The following is a 21327-nucleotide window of genomic DNA, read 5'->3' as shown; positions in this document are numbered from 1 at the left end:
CAACCCCGCCTTGCTTCGCAAGGCCGGCCCCTTAACTTAAGGGGCCTCCAAAGGCGGGGGATCCGCGGCGACTAAACGATGAACAAGACCACGCACAATCCGGAGACCGAGGCGCGCCGCAAGGGCGTGCGGCGCACGGCGTGGGTGGTGGCGGCGATCGCGGTGGCGATCTACGCGGCGTTCATCGCCAGCGGGGTGTTCGCGCAATGAGCGAGCCGCAGGCCAGGAACAACGCCGCGGGGCTGGGCAAGCTGGTGCTGGTGGCGCTGGCCGCGTTCGCGTTCACCTTCAGCCTGGTGCCGCTGTACCGCATCGCCTGCGAGAAGGTGTTCGGCATCCGCCTGGAGCGCACCGCCGCCGAAGGGGAGGCCGCGGCGGCGACCAAGCAGGCCGCGCGCTTGGTCACGGTGCAGTTCGACGGCGGCGTGAACTCCAAGCTGCCGTGGTCGTTCCACCCCAACCAGCTGACCATGCAGGTGCGTCCGGGCGAGCAGTACGAGACCACCTACTACGCCCACAACGACAGCGACCGCACCATCGTCGGCAGCGCCGTGCCGTCGGTGGCGCCGGCGCGCGCGTCGGGCTATTTCAGCAAGACCGAATGCTTCTGCTTCACCGCCCAGACCCTGGCGGCGGGCGAGAAGCGCGACATGCCGGTGCGCTTCATCGTCGATCCCAACCTGCCCGACGACGTCAGCACCATCACCCTGTCGTATACCTTCTTCAAGAACGACGTACTCACCGCGCAGCAGCAGGGCACGACGGCGAAATCGCCGGCGTCGCCGCTGTCGGCGCCTTGAGCCGATTACATTTCAGTAGCACATAACGGAACGCCGCCATGGGCCAAGCTCACACGCCAGACGCCAACATCTACTTCGTGCCGCATAGCAGCCGTTGGCCGTTCCTGGGCTCGATCGCCCTGTTCGTGACCATGATCGGCCTGGCCAACTGGCTTAACGAGGATGCCTGGGGCAAGACCGCGTTCTTCGTCGGCATCGCCCTGCTGTGCGGCGTGCTGTTCGGCTGGTTCGGCGACGTGATCCGCGAGTCGGTGCGCGGCCACTACAACCGCCAGGTCGACGTGTCCTTCCGCATGGGCATGATGTGGTTCATCTTCTCGGAAGTGATGTTCTTCGCCGCCTTCTTCGGCGCGCTGTTCTACGCCCGCCAGTTCGCGCTGCCGTGGCTGAGCGGCGAGGGCGACGGCGTGATGACCAACAACCTGCTGTGGGCTAACTACGCCGCGGGCTGGCCGACCAACGGCCCGGGCGCCATCGGCGGCACCTTCGAGACCATCCCCGCCTGGGGCCTGCCGCTGCTCAACACCCTGATCCTGCTGACCTCGGGCGTGACCATCACCATCGCCCATCACGCGCTCAAGGCCGGCCACCGCAAGCAGCTGCTGACCTTCCTGGGCCTGACCGTGCTGCTGGGCTGCGTGTTCCTGTACTTCCAGGCCGAGGAATACATCCACGCCTACAAGGAACTGAACCTGACCCTGGGCTCGGGCATCTACGGTTCGACCTTCTTCATGCTCACCGGCTTCCACGGCGCGCACGTGACCCTGGGCACGCTGATGCTCGCGATCATCTGGTTCCGCTGCCTGAAGGGCCACTTCGACAAGGACAACCACTTCGCCTTCGAAGCGGTGGCCTGGTACTGGCACTTCGTCGACGTGGTCTGGCTGGGCCTGTTCCTGTTCGTCTACGTGCTGTAAGCGCAGGCGACACCGTTGCGCACCGGGCCGGCACTGCCGGCCCGTTTGCGTCTTGGGAGTCGCGAGTTTTCCGCCGTCAGGCGCGCTGCGCGCCGCGGTCGCCTCCGCGCGGGGGCCTCAATTCGGGTTGGAGCCGATCCCGTGCGGCTGGATCCAGCCCATCTTGATCGACAGGACGATGATCAGGATCAGCGCGACGGACAGCGCGATACGTCGGGTCAGGGCGTTGACGGTGCGCTTGCTCTGACCCTTGTCCACGAGCATGTAATAAAGGCCGGCGCCCAGGTTCCAGACGATGACGACCAGGAACGCGATGATCAGCAGGGTCTTGAGCGAGTCGTTCATGGCGGCCTCCGGCGGCGCGCGCGTGGCGGCGCGACAGCGATTATCGCAGCCCGGCGGGAGGATGGGGTGAGCCGCCGCCGCAACCTGATCGTGGGCTGGACGCTGGCGCTGCTGACCATCGCCGGCTTCGCCCACCTGGGTCTGTGGCAGTCGCGCCGCGCGGTCGAAAAGCAGGCCATGCTCGACGCCGCCGCCGGCGTGCTCGGCCAGCGCGTGCCCAACGCGCTGGCGCTGGCGGCCGATCCCGCGCGCAGCCGCGGTTACGACTGGGCCAGCGGGCGTGGCAGCTTCGACGCGCGCGGCGCGCTGTTGCTGGACAACCAGCAGCGCAACGGCCGCGCCGGTGTGCGCGCCTATCGCGTGTTCCTGCCGGCCGCGGGCGCGCCCCTGCTGGTCGATCTGGGCTGGCTGCCGCTGGACGGGCGCCGCGACTTCCCCAGCGTGCCCAAGCCTGAAGGCGAGCTGGAACTGCGCGGCCTGCTGGCGCCGCCGCCGTCCACCGGCATCGCCCTGGGCCCGGCGCTGGGCCGCGAAGGCCAGGGCTGGCTGCTGACCCGCGTGGACACCGCCGCGATCGGCCAGGGCCTGCAGCTGCCGGCGCTGGCGCCGCGCGTGCTGCGCCTGGACCCGGCGCTGCCGCTGGGCTACGACCGCGACCTGGAGCTGCTGGCCAACACCTTGCCGCCGGAACAGCACCGCGGCTACGCCTTGCAGTGGTTCGCCCTGGCCGCCGCCGTGCTCATCACCGCTTTGATCCTCACTTTCCGGAAGTCCCGCCGATGAACGCTCCCGCTCCCGATGCCGCGCGCAACCGCAACCGCTGGATGCTGGTGGCGATCTTCGCCGTGTTCTTCGGCAGCATGCTCGTGGCCGGCCTGCTGCGCTTCTCCGGCTGGCGCCCGCAGGGCATGAAGAACCACGGCGAGCTGCTGCAGCCGCCTTCGGACCTGCGCGCGGTGACCCCGCGCCTGGCCGACGGCAGCGTCTACGAATGGCGCCCGGCCGAGCGCATGTGGCGCATCGTGGTCGCGCCGCCGGCGAACTGCGCGCAGCCCTGCGTGCAGCTGGCCGCCGAGTTGGACAAGGTCTGGCAGCTGTTCGGCAAGGACGCCGACGAAGTGCATCTGCTCTGGGTCGGCACGCCGCCGGCCGGCGCCTCGCACCCGGCCGCGCTGCGCGTGCTGCAGCCCTCGCCCGAGCTGCGCGCCGGCTTGCCGCGCGTAGACGATCCGCGCGGGGTGCCGGTGTACGTGATCGACCCGAACGGCTTCGTCATTCTGCGCTACGCTCCCGGCTTCGATCCTTCGGGCTTGCGCCAGGACCTGGCCAAGCTGCTGAAACTGATGTGACCGCGCGCGGGCCGCGAGGTCCGCGCCGCGGGTGTGTCCCCACCGCAAGAGTTCCGCAATGAACGTGACGTTCAAACCGACCTGGTACCGCCACTTCCACCGCATCGCCTGGCTGGCGGTCGCGCTCGCGCTGTGCGTGATCGTGTTCGGCGCGTTCGTGCGCCTGTCCAATGCCGGTCTGAGCTGCCCGGACTGGCCGACCTGCTACGGCCGCGCCGCGTGGCCCACCGCCGCGCACGAGGCCGCCGACCACGCCGCCACCGCGATCCGCCCGGTGGAAGTGCACAAGGCCTGGCGCGAGCAGTTCCACCGCATGATCGCCGGCCTGCTCGGCTTGCTGACCCTGACCCTGGCGCTGCTGGCCGCGCGCCGGCGCAGCTACGGCGTGGCGCAGGTGATCGCGGCCGCCGCGTTGGTGGCGGTGTCGATCCCGCTGTACATGAAGGGCCAGCACGCCGCCGCCTCGGTGCTGGCCGCGCTGGGCGAGGCCGTGCTGCTGTTCGCCGCGCTGCGCTGGAACAACAGCGACCTGGCGCGCGTGGCCGCGCTGACCCTGGCGGTGATCGTGTTCCAGGCCCTGCTGGGCATGTGGACCGTGACCTGGCTGCTCAAGCCGATCGTGGTCATGGGCCATCTGCTCGGCGGCCTGCTGACCTTCTCGCTGCTGCTGTGGATGGCTTGGCGCGCGACTCACCAGCCGATCCGCCTGGCCGACGCGGCCATCGTGCGCAAGCTGCTGATCGTCGGCCTGGTCGTGCTGGGCGTGCAGATCGCGCTGGGCGGCTGGACCAGCGCCAACTACGCCGCGCTGGCCTGCGGCAACGATTTCCCAACCTGCGTGGGCCAGTGGTGGCCGCGCCACGACTTCGCCGAGGGCTTCGTGCTGTGGCGCGGCATCGGCGTGGACTACGAAGGCGGCATCCTCGACGGCGAGGCGCGCATCGCCATCCAGCTCGCGCACCGGATCATGGCCGGCGTGGTCTTCGTCTACCTGCTGTTCCTGGCGCAGCGCCTGCTGCGCACGCCCGGCATGCGCGGCTGGGGTAGCCTGCTCGCGCTGCTGACCCTGGCCCAGGTCGGCCTGGGCATCGCCAACGTCAAGCTCAGCCTGCCGCTGACCGTGGCGGTGCTGCATAACGCCGGCGCGGTGCTGCTGCTGTTCGTGCTGGTCTCGCTGCTCGCGCGCCTGCGCACCCCGGAGCCGTGAGCATGGCGACCTTGCGCTTGCGCCAATACTGGGACCTGACCAAGCCGCGCGTGGTCGCGCTGATCGTGTTCACCGCGCTGGTGGGCATGCTGCTGGCCGTGGACGGCTTGCCGACCGCCGAGGAAACGCGGCGCGGCCTGCTCGGTTTCTTCGGCATCTGGCTCGCGGCCTCCAGCGCCGCGGCGATCAACCAGCTGCTGGATTCGCGCATCGACGCCAAGATGGCGCGCACCTCCTGGCGCCCCATCGTCGCCGGCCAAGTCACCCCGACCCAGGCGCTGGTGTTCGCGCTGGCGCTGGCCGCGCTGTCGATGACCATCCTGGTGCTGTGGGTGAACCCCCTGACCGCGGCGCTGACCTTCGCCTCGCTGATCGGCTACGCCGTGGTCTACACGGTGTACCTCAAGCGCGCCACGCCGCAGAACATCGTCATCGGCGGCATCGCCGGCGCCGCGCCGCCGGCGCTGGGCTGGGCATCGATCACCGGCACTTTGGAGCCGCACGCGCTGCTTCTGGTGCTGATCATCTTCGTCTGGACCCCGCCGCACTTCTGGGCGTTGGCGATCTTCCGCCGCGAGGACTACGCCCGCGCGATGGTGCCGATGCTGCCGGTCACCCACGGCGTGCAGTACACGCGCTGGCAGATCCTGTTCTACACCGTGCTGCTGGTGGTGGTGACCGTGCTGCCCTGGGCCACCGGCATGAGCGGCCTGTTCTACCTGGGCGGCGCGCTGGTGCTGGGCCTGGTGTTCCTGGGCTACGCCTGGAAGCTGATGGACCCGCCGGACGAGCTGTACGCGATGAAGGTGTTCAACTATTCCATCGTCTACCTGATGGCCCTGTTCGCGTTCATCCTGGTCGACCACTGGTTGCAGCCGCTGCTGCAGCCGATGGCGGCGTTCGAGTTGCAGCCGGTGGGCTAAAAGCAAATCCCCCTCGATCCTCCGGCCCAGCAAGCACAGCTTGTTGGGCGTTCGATCGTGCGCGAACCTGCGGTTCGCAAGCGCACGCTCTCAGCCTTTTTCAAAGGGGGAAGACAAGCGACTGAGTTGTTGGCGCTCTCTGCCGAAGGGAAGACAGGCAACGGCGCTATTTGCCCCCTTTGACAAAGGGGGCGGGCGTCCGCGCAGCGGACGACGGGGGATTTGCTTTTGCTTTTGCTGTGGCCGTCGCCGTCGCCGTCGCTACTCAGCGCAGCGTGGCGGCCAGCGGCGATCCGGATCCGGCACCAGATCGGCAAGGAACAATTCGCCCGAATCCTGGGTATCGGCGACCTGCCCGAACAGCACCCTGTCGCCGCGCGGCGATAGCAGCGGGCCGACCTGGAACACGTCCTCGCGCGCCGGCACGCGTCCGCGCGCGACCCAGGCCTCGCCCTCGCGCTGGAAGCGGTACAAGTGCGAACGCCCGTCGCCGCGCTGCCCCACCAGGATCAGCTGGCGCCCGTCGCGCGAGACCTCCACTTCGTATTCCTGCTCGGCGGTGCTGATCGGCGGACCGACCAGGGCCACGTCCCAGCCGTCGCCGTGCGGTGTGGCCAGGTAGATGTCGGTGAGGCCGGGGCCGCCGGGGCGGGCCGAGCCGAAGTACAGGCGGCCGTCGGCGGTTTCGCGCGGCAGCAATTCGGATGCGCGCGAGTTCACCGGCTCGGGCAGGCGCTGCGGCACCGACCACGCACCGTCGCGGCCGCGCTGCACGCGCCAGATGTCCAGATCGTCGGGATCGGCGTTGCCGCGCGAGGACACGTAGTACAGGCGCTGGCCATCGTGGCTGAGAAACGGATCGGCTTCCTGCGCTTGGGCCGGGCCGGCGAACGAGGGCGGCACCGCTGCGCTCCAGCTGCCGCGCTCGCAGCGCGACATCAGCACGCGGTAGCGGCCGAAAGCGCGGTCGGCGCGCATGAAGTAGAGCTCGCGGCCGTCGGGCGAGAAGGTCGGCGAGGATTCGTACTGGTCGCTGGACAGCGCGGGCGGGGTCCAGCGTTGCGCACCCGGTGCGTCGGCGCCGCAAGCGGGCAGGGCGAACACGCACAGCAGACAGGCGGCGGCGTAGGGAGGCAGGCGCATGGTCGGCGGCTCCGGCGGCGACGGCCGCCCATGCCGCGCAGGCTAGCGCGCCCAAACCGGTAAAACAAGTTTTAACGGTTATAGTGATTTCCCGTCCCCGGAGCCGCCTCCATGCACCGTCGCGCCTTTTGCACTGCCGGTCTGAGCCTGTTCGCGCCGCTGGCCATTGCCGCACCTGCGCCGTCGCCGCCTGTTGCGGCGCGGCGCAGCTATGCGCCGGCCGACGGAACCTACGCCCAAGCCGCCGAGGTGCGCGCGCCGCAGCGCCTGCTGTTCGTCAGCGGCCAGGTGCCGGCGGATGCCGAGGGTGAGGTGCCCGCGGACTTCCGCGCGCAGTGCCGGTTGGCCTGGGAGAACGTCGGGGCGCAACTGCGCGCGGCGGGGCTGGGTTACGAACACCTGGTCAAGACCACGGTCTCCCTGGCCCGCCGCGAGGATCGCGACGCCGCGCGCGAGGTGCGCCAGCAGGTGCTGGGCCGTCTGCGCCACGCGCCGGCGCTGACGGTGGTGATCGTGGATATCTACGACAGCGCGTGGTTGCTGGAGATCGAGGCGATCGCGGCGGCTTAGCGCGGGTAGGCAAAAGCAAATCCCACTCGGTCCTCCTTTTCCAAAGGGGGAAGAAAAGCGGGCAGCTTGAGCCACTTGTTCCGGTCGAACGGTTCTTGCCGTGCGCCGAATCGGTCGGTGCGTGGGCGGGGCCTGCGCTAGAGTCGGCCCCAGTCCACACGGAGAGGGGGGCAGGCATGATCGACCGACGTGAGTTCCTGGGGGCGGCCGGACTGGCCGCGTTGGCCACGGCCGTACCGGCGGTGGCGGCGGCGCCGCGCTGGAAACCGTACCGCGACACCGTGGCCATCGATGCCCTGGGCGGCACCGAACTGGTCTTCCTCAAGCCCGACGATCCCGGCGTGCCGGTCGCACTGAAGGCGCTGCGCGAGTCCGGGCTCAGCGCGGTCATGACCAACCCCGCGCCCTACGGCCGCTTCTGGTACACGGACGAGGCCTATAACCTGTTCAAGCAGCGCACCGACGAGTGGCGGCAGACCATCGAGCGCTATCCCGATGCGCTGCTGTTGGTGCGCAACGGCGAGGACCTGCACCGCGCCAAGCGCGAGAACAAGGTCGGTTTGATCTTCACCTTCCAGGGCGCCGAACCGCTGGGCGAGGACGTCGAGCGCATTCCGCAGTTCCGCGCGCAGGGCGTGCGCGTGATCCAGCTCACCCACAACCGCCGCAACCTGGTCGGCGACGGCTGCACCGAGCCCGGCAACGCCGGCCTGAGCAGGTTCGGCCACCAGGTGGTGGAACGGCTCAACGCCGAGAAGATGGTGGTGGACCTGGCTCATGGCGGCCAGCGCACGATCCGCGAAGGCATCCTGGCTTCCAAGGCGCCGGTGCTGATCGGCCACACCGGCTGCCGCGCGCTGGTGGACGTGCCGCGCATGGTCGGCGACGCCGAGCTCAAGCTCATGGCCGACCGCGGCGGCGTGGCCGGCATGATCTTCTGGCCCTATATCCGCAAGCAGGGACAGCAGACCTCGGCCGACGTGATCGCGCACATCGAGCATGCGATCAAGGTCTGCGGCGAGGACCACGTGGGCATCGGCACCGATCTCAACCTGACCCCCGTGGAGCTGACGCCGGAGTTCCGCAAGGAAAACACCGAGATGATCAAGCAGATGATCGCCGACGGCATCTTCGAGCCGGACCGCGATCCCAACCTGCTGCTGTTCCCGCCGGACCTCAACACCGCCGACCGCTTCGACACCCTGGCCGCGCTGCTGTCGGCGCGCGGGCATTCGGACGCGCGTATCGCTAAGATCCTGGGCGGCAACTTCGCGCGGGTGATGACCGAAGTCTGGGGCTGATCCGCGCGCAACCGGGGCGAACTCAGCGAGGGCGGACGATGGACAGGCGCGGATTCCTGATCGGCACGGCGATGGCGGCGGCATGGGCGGGCAGTGGGCCGGTGCGCGCGGTGGCGGCAAGCAGGCCCGGTTGGGCGCCGTATGCCGATACCTTCGCCATGGACGCCTGCGGCGGACTGGGCCGCGAGGGGCGCAAGCCCGACTCGCCCTACACCGATCTGGAGTTGGGCGACCTGCGCGATTCCGGCTTGAGCGCGTTGCAACTCACCGTGGCGCCGGTGGGTCGCTACGCCAACGCTCTGGAGGACACGGTCGAGTACATCAGCCGTTGGAACGAGGAGGTCGCGCGACGCCCGGAGTACTTGCTGCTCGCGCGCAACGGCGCCGACTTCGACCGCGCCCAGCGCGAGCGCAAGACCGCGCTGGTCTATGGCTTCCAGGACACCACGCCGATCGGCGAGGACCCGGACCGTATCGCCACCTTCCATCGCCTGGGCGTGCGCAGCGTGCAGCTGACCTACAACCTGCGCAACCTGGTCGGCGACGGCTGCCTGGAACCGGCCGACGCCGGCCTGAGCCGTTATGGGCGCAAGATCATCGAGGCCTTGAACGAGCAGCGCATCGCCGTGGATCTGTCGCACAGCGGTCGGCGCACCGCGCTGGACGCGTTCGCGGCATCGAAGTCGCCGGCGCTGGTCAGCCATAGCGGCTGCGCGGCGCTGGCGGCGCTGCCGCGCAACAAGACCGACGAGGAACTGCGCGCGATGGCGCAGCGCGGCGGCGTGGTCGGCATCTACCTGATGCCGTTCCTGCGCGTTAAGGGCCAGCCGATGGCGGCCGACCTGATCGCGCACCTGGAGCATGCGGTCAACGTCTGCGGCGAAGACCACGTGGGCATCGGCAGCGACGGCACCGTGTCGGCGGTGCAGCTCACCGCCGAGTACAAGCGCGAGCACCGCAAGGTCATCGCCGAGCGCCGCGCGCTGGGCATCTCCGCACCGGGCGAGGCCGACGATGTCTACCTGATTCTGCCCGACCTCAACCACCCGCGCCGCCTCGAGACCCTGGCCGGCCTGCTGTCGGCGCGCGGCCACAGCGATGCGCGCATCGCCAAGTTGTTGGGCGGCAATTTCAAACGAGCGTTGACTGAAATCTGGGGTTGACGGGTTGCCCGTATGGGATGCGTGGACGCCATATTTTCCCGAGCGTCCACGTACGCCTCGCTCGTCATTCCCGCGAAGGCGGGAATCCATGCACGGAAGCTGAGATAACACCAGAACACCGCGGCTCTGGATTCCCGCCTTCGCGGGAAGACGGGCAAAAGCAACGGTTTAGGTGCGGTGACAGCCGCATTGCCGCTGAGCGGCGCTAGTTCGCGCTGGGCACCTTGTGCAAGCCCGCGCGCATCTGCAGCAGGGCCAGCAGTTCGCGCTTCTCCGCATCGCTGAGCGCGCCCTCTTCGCGCTGCCGCGCCTGCAACTCGTCCAGCCGCTGCAGCACGGTCTGCTTTTCCAGCTGCGACACCGCGTCCAGGAACTCGCGCTGCAGGTTTTCCTCGCCGCCGGGCAGGGTGGCGCTGGCCAGCTTCTGCAGCGCGCCGATCTGCTCGTGTTCGGCGAAGTGCTCCAACAGCGAGCCGGTGCCGATGTCGGGACGCTGCTGCACCAGATCCAGCAGTTCGCACAACAGCGATACGCCGGGCTGGCGCAAGCCAACGAAGGCGTAGGGCGCCTGCAGTTGCAGCGCCAGCGCCGGCTGTTGCAACAGCAGCGAGATCGCCGCGCGCACCAGCGAGCGCTTCTGGCCGGGCGTGGGCGCGTTGCGCGCGCGCTGCGCGGGCACGTGGGTGTCGGGCGTGCTCGCGCGTGCGCCCACGCCGGTGAGTTCGGTCAAACGCTGGCGCATCAGGTCGGCGAAGGCGCCGTCGGGAATCTGCGCCAGCAGCGGCTTGGCGCGCTCGGCCAGGCGGCCCTTGCCTTCCAGCGTGCCCAGGTTGACGTCGGCGGCCAGCGAATCGAACAGGAACTGCGACAGCGGCACTGCCTCGCGCAGGCGCGCGTCGAAGCCGGCGGCGCCTTCCTTGCGCACCAGCGAATCCGGGTCCTCGCCGTCGGGCAGGAACAGGAAGAAGGCCTGGCGGCCGTCCTTCATGCGCGGCAGCACCGATTCCACCGCCTTCCAGGCCGCGCCGCGGCCGGCGCGGTCGCCGTCGAAGCAGAAGTACACGTCGGCGGCATTGCGGAACAGCAGCTCGGCGTGGTCGGGCGTGGTCGCCGTGCCCAGCGTGGCCACCGCGGTGTCCACGCCGTGCTGGAACAGCGCGACCACGTCCATGTAGCCCTCGACCACGATCAGCCGCGGGATCTTGTTGTGCGCCTGGCGCACCTGCCACAGGCCGTAAAGTTCGCGGCCCTTGTGGAACAGCTGGGTCTCGGGCGAGTTGAGGTACTTGGGGCCGTCTTCCTTGTCCAGCACGCGGCCGCCGAAGGCGATGACCCGGCCGCGGCGATCGTGGATCGGGAACATCACCCGGTCGCGGAACTTGTCGTAGACGCGGCCGCTGTCGTTCTTGGAAAACAGGCCGGCGCGTTCGAGCAGTTTCATCCGCCGCTCGTCCGTGCCCAGCGCGTCGCGCAGGGCGTTGAAGCCGTCGGGCGCGTAACCGATGAGGAAGCGCTCGCGGATATCGGCGCTGACCTCGCGGCTGTCCAGGTAGCCCTGAGCCTTGCCGCTGAGCCCGTACTGCTTCTGGAAGAAACGCGCGGCCGCCTCGACCGCGGCGTACAGATCGCGGCTGTCGGAATCCTCGTTGCGCTGGCGGGTGTCGCGCGGCACTTCCACGCCCACGCGCTTGGCCAACTCCTCGACCGCATCGAGGAACTCCAGGCGGTCGTAGTTCATCAGGAAGCTGATCGCAGTGCCGTGCGCGCCGCAGCCGAAGCAGTGATAGAACTGCTTGTTCGGCGAGACCGTGAACGAGGGCGAGCGCTCGTCGTGGAACGGACAGCGCGCCGAGTACTCCTTGCCCTGGCGCTTCAACGGCACGCGCGTGCCGATCACCTCGACGATGTCGGTGCGCGCGAGGAGGTCGTCGATGAAGGCGTCGGGGATGCGGGCCATCGGAGGGCTAGGATGCCATGACGCCGGGGATTAGGCGGGCTCGCCGTGAAAAGGCTCGGCGACGATCTGCTGGTCGTCCTCGTATACGACATAGCCCGGACGGGCGGTCACCAGCATTTCGACCGGATAACCATATGTCCGCAGGATTCCAGCAACCGCGTGCATGTGGCCTACGGCCAGCGTGGCTTCTGCCTTGAGCCAAGAAAGCCCGAGCGTGTTCTTGTGGGATACGTTGCGCTTTCGTGCGAAACGGTCCGGAATGGGCAGGTTCCGTTCCAGCCAGCCTACGTGTTCCCTCAACTGCGCTTCCACGTCGGAGCTCAGTTCGCCCGAGTGAAGTCGGTCGTAGGCGATCGTCAGCAGCCCATACGGCATCCCGGTGCGCGAGTCGCGCTCCGGGATGACGAACCGCAGGAAGCGCATCGCACTTCAGCCCGCCAAGCGCTTCTTCACCAGCGCCGACACCAGACCCATATCGGCCTGGCCGGCCAGCTTGGCCTTGAGCGGACCCATCAGCTTGCCCATGTCGGCCGGGCCGGTGGCGCCGGTCTCGGCGATGGCGGCGTCGATCGCGGCCAGGATCTCGGCTTCGCCCAGCTTGGCCGGCACGTAGCGCTCGATCACCGCGATCTCCTCGCGCTCGACCGAAGCCAGGTCCTCGCGCGCGGCGGCTTCGAACTGGCTGACCGAGTCGCGGCGCTGCTTGACCATCTTGTCCAGCACAGCGATCACCGCGGCGTCGTCCAGCTCGATGCGCTCGTCGACTTCCTTCTGCTTGATCGCGGCGTTGATCAGACGGATCACGCCCAGGCTGTGCTTGTCGCCGCTCTTCATCGCGGCCTTCATGTCGTCGGTGAGGCGTAGCTTGAGGCTCATGGCTGGCTCCTGGCACGGCGGCCGGGTGGGGGCTGTGGGGAATTGCGCGGCTGCGTGGCGGCCGAAACGCAAAAAGCCGGCGGCGCAAGGCGCGGCCGGCTCGATGTCATCCGCGGTACCCTACCGTAAGGCAGGGCACACGGGATGCGCGATCAGTACAAGCGCTGGCGCTTGGTGACGTCGCGCGAGGCGCGGCGCGCCTGACGCTTCACCGCAGCGGCGGCCTTGCGCTTGCGCTCCTGGGTCGGCTTTTCGTAGAACTCGCGCTTGCGGGTCTCGGCGAGCACGCCGGCCTTTTCGCAGGTGCGCTTGAAACGACGCAGGGCAAACTCGAAGGGCTCGTTTTCGCGGACTTTGACGCTGGGCATACGTAATCTCGGATTCGGGGACCGGCCCGTGCAGACCGGGCGAGCCGTGCATTATAGCGGCGGGGCTACGGAAGGTGCAACATAGCCCCCATGAAGGCGCAAGACCCCATCCGAGAGGCCCGCCTGTGAAGGTTCTGGGCATAGAAACCAGCTGCGACGAGACCGGTGTGGCGGTGTACGACACCGACGCCGGCCTGCGCGCGCACGCCCTGTACAGCCAGATCGCCCTGCACGCCGAGTACGGCGGGGTGGTGCCCGAGCTGGCCAGCCGCGACCACGTGCGCAAGTTGCTGCCGTTGATCCGCCAGACCCTGGCCGAGTCCGGCCTGGACGTGGCCGACCTGGACGGGGTGGCCTACACCGCGGGCCCCGGCCTGGTCGGCGCCCTGCTGGTAGGCGCCGGCGTGGCCCGGTCCCTGGCCTGGGCCCTGGACCGCCCGGCCGTGGCCGTGCATCACATGGAAGGCCACCTGCTGGCGCCGCTGATGGAGGACGACCCGCAGGGCCGCCCGCAGCCGCCGTTCGTGGCCCTGCTGGTCTCCGGCGGGCATACCCAGCTGGTGTCGGTGGAGGCCATCGGCCGCTACCGGCTGCTGGGCGAGACCCTGGACGACGCCGCCGGCGAGGCCTTCGACAAGACCGCCAAGCTCATGGGCCTGCCCTATCCGGGCGGGCCGCAGCTGGCCGCGCTGGCCGAGCGCGGCCGCGCCGGCGCGTACAAGTTCGCCCGGCCCATGACCGACCGGCCGGGCCTGGATTTCAGCTTCAGCGGCCTGAAGACCCAGGTGCTGCTGGCCTGGCGCGACAGCGACCAGAGCGAGCAGACCATGGCCGACATCGCCCGCGGTTTCGAGGACGCGGTGGTGGAGACCCTGGCGATCAAGTGCGAGCGCGCGCTGGATGCGGCCGGCTGCGAGACCCTGGTGGTGGCCGGCGGCGTGGGCGCGAACAAGCGCCTGCGCGCGCGGCTGGCGCAAATGGCGCAGCGCCGCGGCGGCCGGGTCGCGTTCCCGCGCCCGGCGTTCTGCACCGACAACGGCGCGATGATCGCCTACGCCGGCGCGCTGCGGCTGCTGGCCGGGCAGCACGAGGACGCGTCGGTGAAGGTGACGCCGCGCTGGGACATGGCGACCTTGCCCGAGGTGGTTTGAGCGCCGCGTCCTGTAGGCTTTGCGGCATCACGAGTCACGAATCACGGCAGCCCATGGACCACGTCTTCATCGAAGGCCTCGAGATCGAGGCGCTGATCGGCATCTACGACTGGGAGCGGCGCATCCGCCAGCCGCTGGTGTTCGACCTGGAGATGACGTTCGACAACCGCATTCCCGCCGCCAGCGACGCCATCGAGGACACGCTGAACTACAAGGCGGTGAGCAAGCGCATCATCGAATACGTGTCGCAGTCGGACTTCGGCCTGGTCGAGACCCTGGCCGAGCGCGTGGCGGCGATCGTGATCGACGAGTTCGGCGTGCGCCGGGTGCGGTTGAAACTGAGCAAGCCCGGCGCGGTGCGCGGCGCGCGCGCGGTGGGCGTGAGCATCGTGCGCGAGCGCGATCCGGCCTGAGCCGCGGCGTCCCGCATTCCCACCACACGCAGCGGACCGCCGCCGATGGGCAAGGCCTACCTCAGTCTGGGCAGCAATCTCGATGCCGCCTTCCACCTGCGCGGCGCGATCGCCGCGCTGCGCGAGCGCTTCGGCGCGGTGCGGCTGTCGCCGGTGTACCGCACCCGTGCGGTCGGCTTCGACGGCGCCGACTTCTACAACAGCGCGGCGGTGATCGACAGCGACCTGGAGCCGCAGGCGCTCAACGACTGGCTGCACGCGCTGGAAGACGCGCACGGACGCGACCGCAGCGGCCCGCGCTACGGCGACCGCACCCTGGACATCGACATCGTGCTGTTCGATGAGCGCGTGCTGGAAGGGCAGGGCAACCTGCGCATTCCGCGTCCGGAGCTCAAGCACGCCTTCGTGCTGCGGCCGCTGGCCGACATCGCGCCCGAGGCGGTGGTGCCCGGTGACGGGCGCAGCCTGGCCCAACTGTGGCGCGCGCATCCCGAGCACGGCGAGCCGGCGGTGGTGGCCGACATCGGCGAGTAGGCGCCGATGTCACATTCGGCGCCTGCCTGGCGTCTACCCGGTCGCTGCCGCCTCCGCCGGTCGGTCCGTTACCCACGGCGCTTGCGATGCGCGGGATTTGGCCCGAGCATGCAGCCTTCAACCACGTCAGGGGGACGGATCGATGTTCGACAAGTTTTCGCGTAGCTGGCAACTGGTCAAGGCGAGCGCGGGGGTGCTGCGTTCGGACAAGGAGCTGATGCTGTTCCCGATCCTGTCCGGCGCCGCGACGCTGGTGGTGCTGGCCACGTTCCTGATTCCGATGTTCGCGCTGCGCGTGTTCGAGAACGGCGTGGGCGTGGGCGGCGTGGTGTTCGGCTTCTTGTTCTACTTCTGTCAGTACAGCGTGATCATCTTCTTCAACTGCGCCCTGGTCGGCGCGGCGATGATCCGCTTGGACGGCGGCGATCCGACCCTGCGCGACGGCATCAACGCGGCCAAGTCGCGGCTGCCGGCGATCCTGGGCTATGCGGCCATCGCCGCCACCGTGGGCCTGATCCTGCAGTCGCTGAAGGACCGCGACAACAACTTCCTGGTGCGCATGATCGGCGCCGGCCTGGGCGCGGCCTGGACCCTGGCGACGTTCCTGGTGGTGCCGGTGCTGGTGAGCCAGGACGTGGGCCCGATCGAGGCGCTCAAGCGCAGCATCGCGCTGCTGAAGAAGACCTGGGGCGAGAACGCGATCGGCAACGTGGGCATCGGCGCCGTGTTCGGCCTGATCATGCTGCTGGTGGTGCTGGCCGGCGTCGGCCTGACCTACCTGGCCGCGCAGGCTTCGGTGGGCCTGGCGGTGGCGGTGGCGGCAGTGTTCGTGACCCTGATGCTGCTGCTGGGCGTGTACCAGGCGGCGCTGAGCGGCATCTACTCGGCCGCGCTGTACCGTTACGCCCACGACGGCCAGGCGCCGGAAGCGTTCCGCGCGCTGCAGCTGGAAAGCGCGTTCCGGACCAAGTAACTAACCGCTGCTTCTAGCCCCTCTCCCGCTTGCGGGAGAGGGGTTGGGGTGAGGGCACGCGGACTAGCCCACTCGCGCCGCAACTGCGCCATCGCACGCCCTCATCCGCCCTACGGGCACCTTCTCCCGCAAGCGGGAGAAGGGACAACTTCGGCGCTACCCCCCCAACAACCGCCCCCCATCCACCCGCAGCACCTGACCGGTGGTATAGCGCGCTTCGCGCAACAGCCAGCGCACCGCTTCGGCGATCTCCTCGGGCGTGCCGGTCCGGCCCAGCGGCGTGCGCGCCAGCATCGCGGCCTGCGCCGCCTCGTCCTTGCCGTCTTCGGGCCACAGGATCGCGCCGGGCGCGACCGCGTTGACCCGCACCTGCGGCGCCAGTTCCAGCGCCAGCGAGCGCGTGGCCATGACCAGCGCGGCCTTGGCCATGCAGTACAGCGTGTGTTCGCGCAGCGGCTGTTCGGCGTAGATGTCGACCAGGTTGACGATGGCGCCGTGCGCGGCCTTCAGGTGCGGCGCCGCGGCCTGGGCCAGGAAGAACGGGGCGCGCGCGTTGCTGGCGAACAGCGCGTCCCATTGCGCGGGCGTGGCGCTGCCCAGCGGCGTGGGCGCGAAGCCGGAGGCGTTGTTGACCAGCGCGTCCAGGCGGCCGTAACGGCCCACCGTATGCGCGACCAGCTCGGGCAGGCGGTCGAACTCGGCCAGATCGGCCTGCAGGGTCAGGGTGCTGCCCGGTCGCGCCGCTTCCAGCTCCGCCGCCAGCGCGGCCACGGCGTCGGCCGAGCCCCGATAGTGCAGGGCCAGGTCGTAGCCGTCGGCATGCAGCGTGCGCGCGATGGCCGCGCCGATGCGCTTGGCGCTGCCGGTGATCAGAGCGACGGGTGCGGACATGACGGGGGCCTGGTCGTAGGAACGCGTAGAGAGTAACGAGGAAACGCGAGCGCAGCGCTCGCGATGGGATCACGGCGCGCTTCCTTATACTGCCCGCATGTCCGATGCCCGACCCCAAGACCCCGCCACGCTGCCCGCACCCGGCCCCGACGCGCTGGAGCACAGCGCGCGACTGGAAGCGCTGATCCGCGCGCAGATCCAGGCCGGCGACGGCGCCATCCCGTTTTCGCGCTACATGGAGCTGGCGCTGTACGCGCCGGGGCTGGGGTATTACAGCGCCGGCTCGCGTAAGTTCGGCTCCGACGGCGACTTCGTCACCGCGCCCGAGATCGGCCCGATCTTCGCCGCCTGCGTGGCCGAGGCGGTGGCGCCGGTGCTGCGCCAGCTCGGCCCGAGCGCGCGTTTCCTGGAACTGGGCGGCGGCACCGGCGCCTTCGCCGAGGTCGCGCTGAAGCGGCTGCTGGAGCTGGATGCGCTGCCCGACCGCTACGCCATCCTCGAGCCCAGCGCCGAGCTGCGCCTGCGCCAGCGCGAACGCCTGCAGCAGCGGCTGACGCCGCCGCTGTTCGAGTTGGTGGAATGGCTGGACGGTCCATTCCCGGAGGATTGGGACGGCGTGCTGTTCGCCAACGAGGTCATCGACGCGCTGCCCACGCCGCGCTTCGCGATCCGCAACGGCGAGGTCTACGAGGAGCACGTGGTCGTGGCCGGCGACGGTTTCGCGATCGAACTGCGCGAGGCCGACGCCTTCCTCGGCAACGCGGTGCGCCATGTCGAACGCCGCATCGAACGCACGCTGGACGAGGGCTACCGCTCCGAGCTGCTGCCGCAGCTGCCGTACTGGATCCAGGCGGTGTCCGGCGGCCTGCGCGCGGGCGCCATGCTGTTCGTCGATTACGGCTACGCGCGCGCGGAGTACTACGCACCCGAGCGCAGCGACGGCACCCTGCGCGCGTTCTACCGCCATCGCATGCACCACGACGCGCTGCTGTGGCCGGGCCTGCAGGATTTGACCGCGTCGGTGGATTTCACCGCGCTGGCCGAGGCCGGCGTGGCGGCCGGCTTCGATTTCGCCGGCTACTGCTCGCAGGCCAGCTTCCTGCTCGGCAACGGCCTGGCCGGCGTGTTGGAACGCATCGAGGCCATCGCCGATCCGGCCGAGCGCCAGCGCCGCCACAACGAGGTCAAGCGCCTGACCCTGCCCAGCGAAATGGGCGAGCGTTTCCAGGTGATGGGCTTCGAGAAGGACGTGGAGTTCGGCGTGGCCTTCCTGGCCGGCGACCTGAGCCACCGCCTGTGAGCGCCGCACGCCGGCGCGATGACGCGCCCAAGGGCCCGTGGCTGCGCCCGTTGCGCACGCCGCGGCGCTGGCTGGCGCTGGGCGCGGCGGGCGTGATCGCCACCGTGGCGGTGTCCTTGCTGCCCGGCAGCGGCCTGCCGTCCTCGCCGTTCCCCGGCTCGGACAAGGTCGGGCACTTCCTTACCTACTTCGCGCTGGCCGCCTACGCGGTGATGCTGTTCGCGCGCATGCGGCCGCAGGCGCTGAGCGCGGCCGGGCTGATCGTGCTGGGCGTGGCCCTGGAATACGCCCAGGCGGCGCTGGCCGAGGGCCGCATGGGCGACAGCCGCGACGCGGTGGCCAACGCCCTGGGCGTGCTGGCCGGCCTGGCCACGGCCTCGACCCCGCTGGCGCTGCTGCTGCAGCGCATCGACGCGCGTCTGGCGGACACGCGTTCGTCATAGTGTGACGGGCGTGGACAAGCCAAAGTCGGCACAGTCACACGGCTTATTGCGCAAAGGTTAAGAACTTGTGAACCTCGGCCCGGACGTCGGCGACGTCCGCCGCCCGCCCCTCGCAAGGAATCGAACCCATGCCCGCAGTGCACCGCAATCGACTGGCCCTGGCCGTGGCCGCCGCTATGGCCGCCGGCGCCCTGGCCCCCGCCTACGCCCAAACCGCAGCGCCCGCCGGCGAAGAATCGGCGACCACCCTGGACGCGGTCCAGGTCATCGGCTCGCGCGTGCGCGGGCGCACCGCCGAGGACACCGCCGCACCGGTGGACGTGATCGGCCGCGAAGAGATCAACGCCACCGGCGCGCTCGAGGTCGGCCAGATCCTGCAGATGCTGGAACCCTCGTTCAACTTCTCGCGCACCTTCGTCAGCGACGGCACCGACATCCTGCGCCCGGCCACGCTGCGCGCGCTGGGTCCGGACCAGGTGCTGGTGCTGGTCAACGGCAAGCGCCGCCACCAGCAGGCGCTGGTCAACGTGCAGCAGACCATCGGCCGCGGTTCGGCCGGCACCGACATCAACGCGATTCCGGTCTCGGCGATCGAGCGCATCGAAGTGCTGCGCGACGGCGCCGCCGCGCAGTACGGCTCCGACGCGATCGCCGGCGTGATCAACATCATCCTCAAGCGCCAGACCGACCACACCGAACTGTCGGTGGAGGGCGCGCAGTACTACGCCGGCGACGGCGAGATGCTGCACGGTTCGGTCAACACCGGCTTCAAGCTCGGCGGCGAAGGCTTCATCAACCTCTCGGCCGAAGCGCGCAACCGCAACGAGACCAACCGCGCCGGCCCCGACAGCCTGCGCACCAACCCGCCACGCGTGACCCAGCGCCTGGGCGACGCCGACGCCAAGGACTATTACCTGTGGCTCAACGGCGGCCTGCCGGTGGGCAAGGGCGAGCTGTACTGGTTCGGCGGCATCTCGCGCCGCGAGGGCGATTCCTCCGGCTTCTTCCGCAGTGCCGGCGACAACCGCACGGTGCCGGCGCTGTACCCCAACGGCTTCCTGCCGCAAATCCTGACCACGGTGGACGACGCCTCGCTGGCGGTGGGTTACAAGGCGCCGCTGGGCGAGAACTGGGATTGGGACATCTCGATCAACCACGGCCGCAGCAAGTTCGGCTTCGAAGAGGCCAACTCGGTCAACGTGAGCTGGTGGTACGAGCCGCGCGATCCGGCCAACCCGGCCGCCGGCATCTACGCCGCTTCGCCGACCAGCGCCGACACTGGCACGCTGAAGTACGACCAGACCACGTTCAACCTGGACTTCCGCGGCAGCGTGAACGGCTTCAACGAGCGTCCGCTGTACCTGGCCACCGGTTTCGAATGGCGCCAGGACAACTACGCGATCGAGGCCGGCGACCCGGTGTCGTACACCTACGGCCGCACCAACAATCCGGCCATCATCATCCGCGGCCAGACCGGCGACCTCGCGCCGGGCGGCATCCAGGGCTTCCCGGGCTTCACCCCGGGCACCGAGGTCGACGAAGGCCGCCACAGCATGGCGCTGTACTTCGACGCCGAAACCAACCTCAGCGACCGCTTCCTGCTCGGCGGCGCGGTGCGTTTCGAGGACTACTCGGACTTCGGCAACACCACCACCGGCAAGCTGTCGGCGCGCTTCGACGCCACCGAGCGCTTCGCCATCCGCGGCACCCTGTCCACCGGCTTCCGCGCACCGGGCGTGCAGCAGCAGTACTACAACCAGGTCTCGACCAACCTCAACCCCGACGGCACCCTCACCGACACCCTGACCGCGCGTCAGGACAGCGCGGTGACGCGCGCGCTGGGCGTGGCGCCGCTGAAGGAAGAGACCTCGCGCAGCGGCTCGGTGGGCCTGGTGTTCAAGCCCAACGACCGCTTCTCGCTGACCGCCGACCTGTTCCGCATCGACATCGACGACCGCATCATCTTCTCCGGCGTGATCGCGCCCGAGACGGTGGGCACCGACGGGCTGCCCTGCAACGGCAGCAACAGCAACTGCCCGATCGCCGCCGCGCTGTCGCCGTTCCGCGTGGGCCAGGCGCAGTTCTTCACCAACGCCATCGACACCCGCACCACCGGCCTGGACATCGTCGCCAACCACAACACCGAGTTCGCCGGCGGCAGCAACCTGACCCTGACCGCGCTGGTGCACTTCAACAAGACCGAGGTGCGCGAGATCCATTCCAACTCGTCGATCCTGGCGCCGGGCCAGCTGTTCGATCAGGCGCAGGAAACCCTGGTCGAACGCGGCCAGCCGCGCGCGCACCACGTGCTGCAGGCGGTGTATCAGACCGGCGACTGGCAGATCACCGGTCGCGCCAACTACTACGGCTCGGTCACCGGCGAGTTCTTCGCGCCGGAGCAGACCTGGGGCGGCAAGACCCTGTTCGACCTGGCGGTGCGCTACTCGTTCAACGAGGATCTGCACCTGACCGTGGGCGGCAACAACATCTTCGACCAGTACCCGGACAAGTGGACGGTGGGCGCCGACAACCCCGGCGTGAACCCGTTCCCGTCGCTGGGCTTCAAGTACGGCTGGGAAACCATGCCCTTCGGCATGAACGGCGGCAGCTACTACGTGCGCTTGGACTATCGCTTCTAAGCCGCGTCGTTCTGCGGCGAACCCAAACGCCGGGCGGCCGCGAGGCCGCCCGGCGTTTTGTTTC

General features: G+C 69.4%; 24 protein-coding genes. 17 read left to right on the top strand and 7 right to left on the bottom strand.

Going from position 1 to position 21327, the window contains the following annotated elements; all coding sequences use genetic code 11:
* Positions 1 to 78 precede the first annotated feature (78 nt).
* From DX914_RS20715 to DX914_RS19700, 3 genes are read left to right on the top strand one after another with little or no spacing between them, the layout of a single operon-like run.
* Positions 79 to 210, top strand: coding sequence for a hypothetical protein (locus DX914_RS20715; RefSeq protein ID WP_269204258.1), 132 nt, complete (start codon positions 79 to 81; stop codon positions 208 to 210).
* Complete coding sequence (locus DX914_RS19705; RefSeq protein WP_115862039.1) at positions 207 to 800, top strand: cytochrome c oxidase assembly protein; 594 nt, start codon at positions 207 to 209, stop codon at positions 798 to 800. The genes DX914_RS20715 and DX914_RS19705 overlap by 4 nt, the downstream gene beginning before the upstream one ends.
* Positions 801 to 838: 38 nt before the next feature.
* Positions 839 to 1717, top strand: a complete 879-nt coding sequence (locus tag DX914_RS19700) for a cytochrome c oxidase subunit 3 (protein ID WP_115862037.1) — start codon at positions 839 to 841, stop codon at positions 1715 to 1717.
* 117 nt (positions 1718 to 1834) lie between these two features.
* On the opposite strand, the gene DX914_RS19695 is transcribed toward DX914_RS19700, so the two are convergent.
* Positions 1835 to 2062 carry a twin transmembrane helix small protein gene (locus tag DX914_RS19695; protein ID WP_115862113.1) on the bottom strand — a complete coding sequence of 76 codons (228 nt, stop codon included), beginning with the start codon at positions 2060 to 2062 and terminating at the stop codon, positions 1835 to 1837.
* A gap of 66 nt (positions 2063 to 2128) precedes the next feature.
* Here DX914_RS19695 and DX914_RS19690 point away from each other — a divergent pair, with 66 nt between their 5' ends.
* From DX914_RS19690 to cyoE, 4 genes are read left to right on the top strand one after another with little or no spacing between them, the layout of a single operon-like run.
* Entirely contained in the window at positions 2129 to 2845 is a 717-nt protein-coding gene (locus DX914_RS19690) for an SURF1 family protein (RefSeq protein WP_196778972.1), read from the top strand.
* Positions 2842 to 3411: a hypothetical protein gene (locus DX914_RS19685; RefSeq protein WP_115862035.1), complete on the top strand. Its 570-nt coding sequence runs from the start codon at positions 2842 to 2844 to the stop codon at positions 3409 to 3411. The genes DX914_RS19690 and DX914_RS19685 overlap by 4 nt, the downstream gene beginning before the upstream one ends.
* A gap of 58 nt (positions 3412 to 3469) precedes the next feature.
* Positions 3470 to 4618 carry a COX15/CtaA family protein gene (locus DX914_RS19680; RefSeq protein WP_115862033.1) on the top strand — a complete coding sequence of 383 codons (1149 nt, stop codon included), beginning with the start codon at positions 3470 to 3472 and terminating at the stop codon, positions 4616 to 4618.
* Between the two features lie 2 nt (positions 4619 to 4620).
* A complete protein-coding gene (gene cyoE, locus DX914_RS19675) occupies positions 4621 to 5541 on the top strand; it encodes a heme o synthase (protein WP_115862031.1) in 921 nt (306 codons plus the stop codon).
* A 261-nt stretch (positions 5542 to 5802) separates the two neighbouring features.
* Here cyoE and DX914_RS19670 read toward each other — a convergent pair whose 3' ends face one another.
* The gene (locus DX914_RS19670) at positions 5803 to 6684 is read right to left on the bottom strand and encodes a TolB family protein (protein WP_115862029.1); all 882 of its coding nucleotides are present in this window, start codon (positions 6682 to 6684) and stop codon (positions 5803 to 5805) included.
* A gap of 111 nt (positions 6685 to 6795) precedes the next feature.
* On the opposite strand from DX914_RS19670, the gene DX914_RS19665 reads away from it, so the two are divergent.
* The 3 genes from DX914_RS19665 to DX914_RS19655 all read left to right on the top strand — a co-directional run bounded on the left by DX914_RS19665 (position 6796) and on the right by DX914_RS19655 (position 9718).
* Positions 6796 to 7254 carry a RidA family protein gene (locus DX914_RS19665; RefSeq protein ID WP_115862027.1) on the top strand — a complete coding sequence of 153 codons (459 nt, stop codon included), beginning with the start codon at positions 6796 to 6798 and terminating at the stop codon, positions 7252 to 7254.
* 176 nt (positions 7255 to 7430) lie between these two features.
* A complete protein-coding gene (locus tag DX914_RS19660) occupies positions 7431 to 8555 on the top strand; it encodes a dipeptidase (protein ID WP_115862025.1) in 1125 nt (374 codons plus the stop codon).
* 38 nt (positions 8556 to 8593) lie between these two features.
* On the top strand, positions 8594 to 9718 hold the full coding sequence (locus DX914_RS19655; protein ID WP_115862023.1) for a dipeptidase: 1125 nt from the start codon (positions 8594 to 8596) through the stop codon (positions 9716 to 9718).
* Positions 9719 to 9923: 205 nt separating this feature from the next.
* On the opposite strand, the gene dnaG is transcribed toward DX914_RS19655, so the two are convergent.
* The 4 genes from dnaG to rpsU all read right to left on the bottom strand — a co-directional run bounded on the left by dnaG (position 9924) and on the right by rpsU (position 12919).
* Positions 9924 to 11675: a DNA primase gene (dnaG, locus tag DX914_RS19650; RefSeq protein ID WP_115862021.1), complete on the bottom strand. Its 1752-nt coding sequence runs from the start codon at positions 11673 to 11675 to the stop codon at positions 9924 to 9926.
* 30 nt (positions 11676 to 11705) lie between these two features.
* Positions 11706 to 12098 carry a hypothetical protein gene (locus DX914_RS19645; RefSeq protein WP_115862019.1) on the bottom strand — a complete coding sequence of 131 codons (393 nt, stop codon included), beginning with the start codon at positions 12096 to 12098 and terminating at the stop codon, positions 11706 to 11708.
* Positions 12099 to 12104: 6 nt separating this feature from the next.
* Positions 12105 to 12551: a GatB/YqeY domain-containing protein gene (locus tag DX914_RS19640; RefSeq protein ID WP_115862017.1), complete on the bottom strand. Its 447-nt coding sequence runs from the start codon at positions 12549 to 12551 to the stop codon at positions 12105 to 12107.
* 152 nt (positions 12552 to 12703) lie between these two features.
* Positions 12704 to 12919, bottom strand: coding sequence for a 30S ribosomal protein S21 (gene rpsU, locus DX914_RS19635; protein ID WP_031371286.1), 216 nt, complete (start codon positions 12917 to 12919; stop codon positions 12704 to 12706).
* Positions 12920 to 13044: 125 nt separating this feature from the next.
* Between rpsU and tsaD the strand changes: the two genes are divergently transcribed.
* From tsaD to DX914_RS19615, 4 genes are all read left to right on the top strand, one after another.
* A complete protein-coding gene (gene tsaD / locus DX914_RS19630; protein ID WP_115862015.1) occupies positions 13045 to 14070 on the top strand; it encodes a tRNA (adenosine(37)-N6)-threonylcarbamoyltransferase complex transferase subunit TsaD in 1026 nt (341 codons plus the stop codon).
* 53 nt (positions 14071 to 14123) lie between these two features.
* The gene (gene folB, locus DX914_RS19625) at positions 14124 to 14483 is read left to right on the top strand and encodes a dihydroneopterin aldolase (RefSeq protein ID WP_115862013.1); all 360 of its coding nucleotides are present in this window, start codon (positions 14124 to 14126) and stop codon (positions 14481 to 14483) included.
* A gap of 45 nt (positions 14484 to 14528) precedes the next feature.
* Positions 14529 to 15017 (top strand): 2-amino-4-hydroxy-6-hydroxymethyldihydropteridine diphosphokinase, encoded by a 489-nt coding sequence (folK, locus tag DX914_RS19620; protein ID WP_115862011.1) that lies wholly within the window; start codon positions 14529 to 14531, stop codon positions 15015 to 15017.
* A 142-nt stretch (positions 15018 to 15159) separates the two neighbouring features.
* Positions 15160 to 15990 (top strand): DUF6159 family protein, encoded by an 831-nt coding sequence (locus DX914_RS19615; RefSeq protein ID WP_115862009.1) that lies wholly within the window; start codon positions 15160 to 15162, stop codon positions 15988 to 15990.
* A gap of 156 nt (positions 15991 to 16146) precedes the next feature.
* Here DX914_RS19615 and DX914_RS19610 read toward each other — a convergent pair whose 3' ends face one another.
* Entirely contained in the window at positions 16147 to 16881 is a 735-nt protein-coding gene (locus DX914_RS19610; RefSeq protein WP_115862007.1) for a pteridine reductase, read from the bottom strand.
* Between the two features lie 97 nt (positions 16882 to 16978).
* Here DX914_RS19610 and DX914_RS19605 point away from each other — a divergent pair, with 97 nt between their 5' ends.
* The 3 genes from DX914_RS19605 to DX914_RS19595 all read left to right on the top strand — a co-directional run bounded on the left by DX914_RS19605 (position 16979) and on the right by DX914_RS19595 (position 21263).
* A complete protein-coding gene (locus tag DX914_RS19605; protein ID WP_115862005.1) occupies positions 16979 to 18181 on the top strand; it encodes a class I SAM-dependent methyltransferase in 1203 nt (400 codons plus the stop codon).
* The gene (locus DX914_RS19600; protein WP_115862003.1) at positions 18178 to 18624 is read left to right on the top strand and encodes a VanZ family protein; all 447 of its coding nucleotides are present in this window, start codon (positions 18178 to 18180) and stop codon (positions 18622 to 18624) included. Before DX914_RS19605 ends, DX914_RS19600 begins: the two co-directional genes overlap by 4 nt.
* Positions 18625 to 18752: 128 nt before the next feature.
* A complete protein-coding gene (locus DX914_RS19595; RefSeq protein WP_115862001.1) occupies positions 18753 to 21263 on the top strand; it encodes a TonB-dependent receptor plug domain-containing protein in 2511 nt (836 codons plus the stop codon).
* Positions 21264 to 21327 lie beyond the last annotated feature (64 nt).

This window comes from Lysobacter silvisoli (assembly GCF_003382365.1).
In the GTDB taxonomy this organism is placed as follows: domain Bacteria; phylum Pseudomonadota; class Gammaproteobacteria; order Xanthomonadales; family Xanthomonadaceae; genus Lysobacter; species Lysobacter silvisoli.
Note: the sequence above shows the minus strand (reverse complement) of the source record. Positions and strands in the feature narration are given on the sequence as shown.